This window comes from Pseudomonas sp. HMWF006, from assembly GCF_003061205.1.
Lineage (GTDB): Bacteria > Pseudomonadota > Gammaproteobacteria > Pseudomonadales > Pseudomonadaceae > Aquipseudomonas > Aquipseudomonas monsensis.
The window spans coordinates 1-7339 of the sequence record NZ_QAIU01000080.1 but is presented as its reverse complement, the minus strand read 5'-3'; the positions used below and the strand labels follow the sequence as shown (position 1 = coordinate 7339).

At 60.2% G+C, this 7339-nt stretch carries 10 protein-coding genes; 8 read left to right on the top strand and 2 right to left on the bottom strand.

The window, feature by feature from the left end; all coding sequences use genetic code 11:
• The 8 genes from DBR24_RS31435 to DBR24_RS02980 all read left to right on the top strand — a co-directional run.
• A partial coding sequence (locus tag DBR24_RS31435; protein ID WP_305888817.1) for a deoxyribodipyrimidine photo-lyase occupies positions 1–713 on the top strand: 713 nt, incomplete at its 5' end.
• Positions 706–1128, top strand: coding sequence for a nuclear transport factor 2 family protein (locus DBR24_RS03010; protein ID WP_123463053.1), 423 nt, complete (start codon positions 706–708; stop codon positions 1126–1128). The genes DBR24_RS31435 and DBR24_RS03010, both read left to right, overlap by 8 nt.
• The gene (locus DBR24_RS03005) at positions 1125–1907 is read left to right on the top strand and encodes an SDR family oxidoreductase (protein WP_128613854.1); all 783 of its coding nucleotides are present in this window, start codon (positions 1125–1127) and stop codon (positions 1905–1907) included. Before DBR24_RS03010 ends, DBR24_RS03005 begins: the two co-directional genes overlap by 4 nt.
• Positions 1904–3151 carry an NAD(P)/FAD-dependent oxidoreductase gene (locus DBR24_RS03000; protein ID WP_128613853.1) on the top strand — a complete coding sequence of 416 codons (1248 nt, stop codon included), beginning with the start codon at positions 1904–1906 and terminating at the stop codon, positions 3149–3151. The genes DBR24_RS03005 and DBR24_RS03000 overlap by 4 nt, the downstream gene beginning before the upstream one ends.
• Complete coding sequence (locus DBR24_RS02995) at positions 3148–3963, top strand: DUF1365 domain-containing protein (RefSeq protein ID WP_128613852.1); 816 nt, start codon at positions 3148–3150, stop codon at positions 3961–3963. Before DBR24_RS03000 ends, DBR24_RS02995 begins: the two co-directional genes overlap by 4 nt.
• A complete protein-coding gene (locus tag DBR24_RS02990) occupies positions 3950–5215 on the top strand; it encodes a cyclopropane-fatty-acyl-phospholipid synthase family protein (RefSeq protein ID WP_123463045.1) in 1266 nt (421 codons plus the stop codon). Before DBR24_RS02995 ends, DBR24_RS02990 begins: the two co-directional genes overlap by 14 nt.
• Positions 5208–5699: a DUF2878 domain-containing protein gene (locus tag DBR24_RS02985; RefSeq protein ID WP_123463043.1), complete on the top strand. Its 492-nt coding sequence runs from the start codon at positions 5208–5210 to the stop codon at positions 5697–5699. The genes DBR24_RS02990 and DBR24_RS02985 overlap by 8 nt, the downstream gene beginning before the upstream one ends.
• 52 nt (positions 5700–5751) lie before the next feature.
• Positions 5752–6057: a YkgJ family cysteine cluster protein gene (locus tag DBR24_RS02980; RefSeq protein WP_123463041.1), complete on the top strand. Its 306-nt coding sequence runs from the start codon at positions 5752–5754 to the stop codon at positions 6055–6057.
• 107 nt (positions 6058–6164) lie between these two features.
• Here the strand turns inward: DBR24_RS02980 and DBR24_RS02975 are convergent, their stop codons facing one another.
• Both DBR24_RS02975 and DBR24_RS02970 read right to left on the bottom strand, forming a co-directional pair.
• Positions 6165–6683: an acyloxyacyl hydrolase gene (locus tag DBR24_RS02975; protein ID WP_128613851.1), complete on the bottom strand. Its 519-nt coding sequence runs from the start codon at positions 6681–6683 to the stop codon at positions 6165–6167.
• A gap of 112 nt (positions 6684–6795) precedes the next feature.
• The coding region (locus DBR24_RS02970; protein WP_128613850.1) for an aspartate/glutamate racemase family protein at positions 6796–7339 on the bottom strand (544 nt) is incomplete at its 5' end.

Below are 7339 nucleotides of genomic sequence, written 5' to 3'. Positions count from 1 at the left end.
CTGCCGGAGTGATTTCGCCGCGCCAATGCCTGCACGCCGCCCTGCAAAGCAATCAGGGCGAGTTCGACAGCGGCAAGGTCGGTGCCGTCACCTGGATCAACGAGCTGCTGTGGCGCGAGTTCTACAAACACATCCTGGTCGGCTATCCACGGGTGTCGCGCCATCGTGCCTTCCGCCCGGAAACCGAAGCCCTCGCATGGCGCCATGCACCGGACGAACTCGCCGCCTGGCAACAAGCGCGTACCGGCTTGCCGATCATTGATGCCGCCATGCGCCAGCTGCTCGAAACCGGCTGGATGCACAATCGCCTGCGCATGGTGGTGGCGATGTTCCTGACCAAAAATCTGCTGATCGACTGGCGCGAAGGCGAACGTTTTTTCATGCGTCATCTGATCGATGGCGATCTGGCAGCGAACAACGGTGGCTGGCAATGGAGTGCTTCGACCGGTACCGATTCGGCGCCGTATTTCCGCATTTTCAACCCGTTGAGCCAGTCGGAAAAATTCGACAGCGAAGGCCTGTTCATCAAGCACTGGCTGCCTGAACTGGCCCGGTTGAATAAAAAAGAAATACATAATCCGGCCAATCTCGGCGGGCTGTTCGGCGTAGCGGACTACCCTTCGCCCATCGTCAACCTCAGCGCCTCCCGCGATCGCGCATTGGCCGCGTTCAAGAGCCTGCCTTCGCGCTCGACAGGAGCAGGTGATGAGTGAATTCCTGCACGGTTTTGCCCGGCAATTCGCGCAGTTGAATAAAGACAACCTGCACCGCCTGGGCGAGCTGTACAGCGATGACATTCACTTCACCGACCCGTTGCACGAAGTACAGGGACTGGTGCAATTGCGAGATTACTTTCGCGAGCTGTACAGCAATGTCAGCGAGCTGCGGTTCGACTTTCATGGTTTCGACCCGATCGGCGACGGCGAAGGCTACTTGCGTTGGGTCATGAGTTATCGCCATCCGCGACTGGCGGGGGGCCAGGTGATTCGTGTCAGCGGCTGTTCGCATCTGCTCTGGCACGACAAGGTTTATCGCCACCGGGATTATTTCGATGCCGGTGCGCTGTTGTATGAACATTTACCCGTATTGGGCCAACTGATCAGGTGGCTAAAAAGGAGAATGGGATGAGTCGTACCCTCGCCCGGCGTTATTGGCTGACCGGTGCCAGCAGTGGCATCGGCGCAGCACTCGCCGAAGAGATCCTGAAAACCGGTGCGCATCTGGCCGTCAGTGCGCGTCAGGTGGCGCCACTGAAAGTGTTGGCGCAGCGTTATCCAGGGCAAGTGCTGGTGGTCGCGGGCGATTTGACCAACAGTCAGGTAGTGCGCGAGATCGGCGAACAGATCAGCGCCGAATGGGGCCCACTGGACACCGTGATTCTCAACGCCGGCACCTGTGAATATGTCGATGCAAAGCAGTTCGACGCCTCCATCGTCGAGCACGTGGTGCGTACCAATCTGCTCGCCAGCAGTTACTGCATCGAAGCCGCCCTGCCGCTGTTGCGCAAAGGCACCGCACCGCATCTGGTCGGGGTCGCAAGTTCGGTGACGTATCTACCGTTGCCCAGAGCCGAAGCCTACGGCGCATCGAAAGCCGGGCTGCGTTACCTGTTCGAATCGCTGCGCATTGATCTGGCGGATGAAGGCATTGAAGTCACCGTGGTCAGCCCCGGTTTCGTCGAGACCCCGCTGACCGCCAAAAACGATTTCCCGATGCCCCTCAGCTGGCCTGTGGATAAAGCCGCACGTCACATCTTCGCCAGGCTCAAGGACCGGCCGCTGGAAATCGCTTTTCCGGCGCTGTTCATGGCCGCCTTGTGGCCGTTGTCGAAACTGCCGGCCCGTGTGCAGTTGGCGATTGGCAAGCGCATGGTGCGCAAGTCGCCTCCGCTGACGGATCCAACATGAAGATCGCTATCGTCGGCAGCGGGATCGCCGGGCTCACCTGCGCGTACCTGCTCGATCGTCGACATGACGTCACGGTGTTCGAGGCCAGCGACTGGGTCGGTGGTCACACGCACACGGTGCCGGTCACGGTCGACGGACGCCAGTACGCGGTGGATACCGGGTTCATCGTGTTCAACGACTGGACGTATCCGAATTTCATTCGCCTGCTCGACCAGCTCGGCGTGGCGAGCAAAGCGACCGAGATGAGTTTCTCGGTGAGCGATCCGGACACTGGCCTGGAATACAACGGCAACAACCTCAACAGTCTGTTCGCCCAGCGCAGCAATCTCTGGTCACCGGGGTTCTGGGGCATGTTGCGCGACATACTGCGCTTCAATAAAGAGGCCCAGCGCGACCTCGCCGAACGGCGCATCGCCAGCGACATGACGCTCGACGACTACCTCAAGGCCGGCGGGTATGGCGAGCGCTTCATCCTGCATTACATCGTGCCGATGGGCGCGGCGATCTGGTCGATGCCGATGGCCGAGATGCTCAAGTTTCCGCTGCAATTCTTCGTACGGTTCTTCAAGAACCATGGCCTGCTGTCGGTCAGCAATCGTCCGCAATGGCGGGTCATCGAAGGGGGTTCCAGCGCGTACATCGCGCCGTTGACGGAATCGTTCAAAGACAACATTCGCCTGAACTGTGGAGTGACCCGCGTCGAGCGCGACGAACATGGTGTGTTTATCCACAGCCCGGCAGGCATCGAACACTTCGACAAAGTCGTGTTCGCCTGTCACAGCGATCAGGCCCTGCAACTGCTCGCCAGCCCGAGCGCTGCCGAACGGTCGATCCTCGGCGCCCTGCCCTATGCCGACAATGAAGTGGTGCTGCACACCGACACCGGCCTGCTGCCCACGCGCAAACTGGCCTGGGCGAGCTGGAACTATCGCCTCGGCGGCGCCGGTCACACCCAGGCCGCCGTGACCTACGACATGAACATCCTGCAAGGTATTCAGAGCGACACGACGTTCTGCGTCAGCCTGAATCAGAGCGCCGGCATCTCCCCGGACAAAATCCTGGCGCGCTTCACCTACGCCCACCCGCAATACAGCCTCGCCGCCGTGGCGGCACAACAACGCTGGAGCGAACTGGACGGGGTCGCGCACACCCATTATTGCGGCGCCTATTGGGCCAACGGCTTCCATGAAGACGGCGTGGTCAGCGCATTGCGCGTGGCTGCGGCGTTCGGGGAGACCTTATGAACAGTGCCCTTTACAGCGGCTGGATCGGCCATCGGCGCTTCGCACCGCGCCGGCATGAGTTCCGCTACAAGATCGGTTTGCTCTACCTCGACCTGAGCGAACAGGACGAAGTGTTTGCGCTGTCGCCACTGGCGGGACGGAGCAGGTTTGCGCCCTTTTCCTTCCGCGAAACCGATTACCTCAAAACCTTCACCCAGCGCGGTGTGCGGTTGATCGACGCGGTGCGTCAGCAGGTCGCCGCTGCCATCGGCCATGCCCCGCAAGGGTCGGTCTGCCTGCTGACGCAACCCCGCAGTTGGGGCTTGTCGTTCAATCCGGTGAGTTTCTTTTATTGCCATGAGGCTGACGGACAACTGGCGGCGATTGTCTGTGAAGTCACCAACACCCCGTGGCGTGAACGCTATCACTATGTATTGCCGGCCCGCGCACCGGTCGACCTGTTGGACTTTCATCAACACTTCGCCGTGGCCAAGGCGTTTCATGTGTCGCCGTTTCTGCCGCGCGACCTCGAATACCGCATGAGTTTCAGCCCCGCCGCACAAACCCTTGGTGTGCACATGGCTGACTGGCAGGGCGAACACAAACTGTTCGACGCCACCCTCAACCTGCAACGCGAGCCTCTCGACCGCCGCAGCCTGCACCGTTACCTGCGGCGTTTTCCGTGGATGACCGCGAAAACGGCCCTGGCGATTTATTGGCAAGCACTGCGCCTGCTGTGCAAACGCGCGCCCCTTTTCGCTCATCAGGCTGCCGACGGCAGCTTTCAAACCGCCACTGTCCCTCCCAGGAAACATCACCATGAAATCCTCTAGCCTGTCGGTCAGCCGGTTCAGCCCCCACAGCCTGACCGGATCGCTATTGCGCCGTGGCGTGTTGCGCCAACTGGCCCAGCTCAAACACGGGCAACTGCGGGTCATCGAGGAAGGCGAGCACCTGACGTTCGGGACGCCGGGCAGTCCGGTGCTCGGGGAAATCCACGTCAACGATCCGGCCGTGTGGGGCATGGTGGCCGGCAATGGTTCAATCGGTGCCGGCGAGGCGTTTATCCACGGCTACTGGAGTTCGCCAGACCTGACGGCAGTGGTACGGGTGTTCGTCAGCAACCTTGATGTGCTCGACGCGATGGAGGGTGGCCTGGCGCGCCTCGGCCGTCCGCTGGTGCAGGGCTTGCACTGGCTCAATCGCAACACGCGCAAGGGCTCGCAGCGAAACATTGCCGCGCACTACGACCTGGGCAACGAGCTGTTCGAGCAGTTTCTTGATCCGACCATGATGTACTCGGCCGCACAATTCCTCTCGCCCGAAGACAGCCTGGAACAGGCACAACTGAACAAACTGGAGCGGATCTGCCAGAAACTCGCGCTCAAACCCACTGACCATCTGCTGGAGATCGGCACCGGTTGGGGCAGCATGGCGCTCTACGCGGCGCAGCATTATGGCTGCCGCGTAACCACCACCACGCTGTCCAAAGAGCAGTACGCGTTTACCGCACGACGCATCGAACAGCTCGGCTTGCAGGAACGCGTCACCCTGTTGCTCAAGGACTATCGCGACCTCACCGGCGAGTACGACAAACTGGTGTCGATCGAGATGATCGAAGCCGTCGGCCATCGCTTTTTGCCGACCTACTTCAAGCAGTGCGCACAGCTGCTTAAAAGCAACGGCCTGATGCTGTTGCAGGCGATCACCATCCGCGATCAGCGCTATGAACAGGCCAAACGCGGAGTCGATTTCATCCAGCGTTACATCTTCCCGGGCGGCGCCCTGCCCTGTGTGCAGAAAATGCTCGAAGTGGTCAGCCGCGACACCGACATGAACCTGCTGCACATGGAAGATTTCGGCCTGCACTACGCACGCACCCTGCGTATGTGGCACGAAAACTTTCGCCACGCCCACGGGCGCCTGAGCGAGTTGGGCTACGACGATTACTTCCTGCGGTTGTGGGAGTTCTACCTGTGTTACTGCGAGGGCGGCTTCCTCGAGCGCACCATCGGCACCGCGCAATTGTTGCTGGCCAAACCGGCGGCGATGCCGATGCCACTGCTCGGTCGCTTCGATGCTTGAGCGGCTGGCTAATGCGCTGCTGTTCCAGATCGGCTGGCTGGCCTGCGTGCTCGGCGGCAACAGTTTGTGGTTGCTGCTGGCGCTGGCCGTGCTGGTGATTCATCTGCGCTGGATCAGCAGTTGGGTGGAGGAAGGCCGGCTGATTCTGAGCGTGGTGATTGTCGGCACGGCGGTGGACAGCGTGTTGCGCGGTTTGAACGTATTCGAGTTTCAGGATCTTTCACCGCTGATTCCACTGTGGCTGATGCTGCTCTGGGCCCTGCTGGCCACCACCCTGCGCCATTGCCTTGCATGGAGCGCACGGCCCTGGTGGCTGGCGAGCATGCTCGGCGCCGTCGGCGGCGGCTTGTCGTATTACGCCGGCGGAAGGCTGGCCGGCGTGCAATTCCCCTATGGCGAGATACCGACCCTGATCGGCATCGGCCTGCTCTGGGCGCTGCTGTTTCCGCTGCTGCATGCGATGGCCCGACGGTTGAGCCACTGAGCGTCTGTCAGAGCGTTCACACACGCATCGGTCACTGCCTTACACTGCCGCCATGAAAACCATTCCCCACCGGCAAATCGTCGAACCTGCGGTCACGTGCTCGACCTGCGCGGCCTGCTGCTGTCAGCTGGAAGTGATGCTGATCACCGACACTGGCGTGCCCGAGCGCTTTATTGATACCGATGACTGGGGCGGAGAAGTGATGCTGCGTCTGGACGACGGCTGGTGTGCAGCGCTGGATCGCAACACCATGATGTGCACGATCTACGAGAAGCGCCCGCTGATCTGTCGCGAGTTCGAAATGGGCGCGCCTGAATGCATCGAAGAGCGCAAAGGTATTGCCACGGTGTATCGCTAACGTCGAAACCATCCCAAAACAAATGTAGGAGTGAGTAGCGCAGTGTCAGTCAACATTGGTCTGACTGACACTGCGCTACTCACTCCTACAGGGATTAGATGTAGCCGTTACAGCGGCATCGTGTAATGCAGCGAGTAACTTTCTACCCCATCGTTATTGCTGGAAAGGCCGGCGTTGGAATAGTGCGTTGCACGAATCCCGACTTCATGCCCGCCATTGAAACGCAGACCAAAACCGAAACGGTCTTCGAACTGGAAAGAGCCGCCGATATTGTTGGATTCGTATTTAGTGTTGGAAAACGCCGCCACGCCAATACCCGCCTCGACATACGGTTTGACCGACTGGCCGGCAAACTCGTAAACGAACACCGGCGAGAACGACAGGCTGTTGTTGCTGGAGGTCTTGTCACCTTCCCAGTAGGTGTAGGCGCCGCTCCAGTAACCGGTCAGGCGACCGACGTCGCTCTGCAGCCAGCTCTTGTCCCAGTCGAAATTCATCCCCAGGCGATAAGTCATGGTCGAATCGCTTGTTGCACCGACGGCGAACTCGACGCCAGCAGCCTGTGCGGTAATGCTTTGCCCCATCAGTGCGGCCGCAATCGCGGCCAAGCAGAATAGTCGCTTCACTTTGAAACTTCCTTTTCCGGAACGATCGTTTGGTTTTCTAGTTGCATCACCGCTATAGAAGCCAGGGCCTACGCAGAAGTTCAGCTGTTTTTTTAGTTATTTCACACTATTTTTACAAGCTGAAGTTTTGCACATCGCCGGCTGTTTGCCCCAACAACGGCAAAATACTTTTGAAGTACTGCGGATCGGCACTGGTCCAGAATCTGACCGCCCGGTTCGGGCCCTCGGCAAGCAGATCGCGCTCGGCCAATAACCGCCGAAGTTGTCGCGCCACCGCCGCGCCGGTGTCGATCAGGCTGATGTCCGCCGGAATCATCGACTTGAGCATCGGCTTGAGAAAAGGATAGTGGGTGCAGCCGAGAATGATCGTGTCACAACCATTGGCCAGCAGCGGTTCGACGTAGCCTTGCAACATCTGCCGCAACTCGGGGCTGTGCAGGTCGCCGCTTTCGATCAGCTCGACCAGACCGGGGCATGGCTGGGTAATGACGCGCACATCCGTGGCGAAACGATCAAGCAAAGCGGCGAATTTTGCGCTCTGCAAAGTGCCGGTGGTGGCGAGTACGCCGACCACGCCGCTGCGGGTGGCCGCCGCTGCCGGCTTGACCGCAGGCTCCATGCCGACCATCGGCCAGTCGGGGAAGTCGCGGCGCAAT

Bases quoted from the DNA above. Each gene is read 5' to 3' on its own strand.
- DBR24_RS02980 (WP_123463041.1), top strand. From the start codon at position 5,752: ATGAAAACCATTCCCCACCGGCAAATCGTCGAACCTGCGGTCACGTGC.
- DBR24_RS02985 (WP_123463043.1), top strand. From the start codon at position 5,208: ATGCTTGAGCGGCTGGCTAATGCGCTGCTGTTCCAGATCGGCTGGCTG.
- DBR24_RS03005 (WP_128613854.1), top strand. From the start codon at position 1,125: ATGAGTCGTACCCTCGCCCGGCGTTATTGGCTGACCGGTGCCAGCAGT.
- DBR24_RS02995 (WP_128613852.1), top strand. From the start codon at position 3,148: ATGAACAGTGCCCTTTACAGCGGCTGGATCGGCCATCGGCGCTTCGCA.
- DBR24_RS03000 (WP_128613853.1), top strand. From the start codon at position 1,904: ATGAAGATCGCTATCGTCGGCAGCGGGATCGCCGGGCTCACCTGCGCG.
- DBR24_RS03010 (WP_123463053.1), top strand. From the start codon at position 706: ATGAGTGAATTCCTGCACGGTTTTGCCCGGCAATTCGCGCAGTTGAAT.
- DBR24_RS02990 (WP_123463045.1), top strand. From the start codon at position 3,950: ATGAAATCCTCTAGCCTGTCGGTCAGCCGGTTCAGCCCCCACAGCCTG.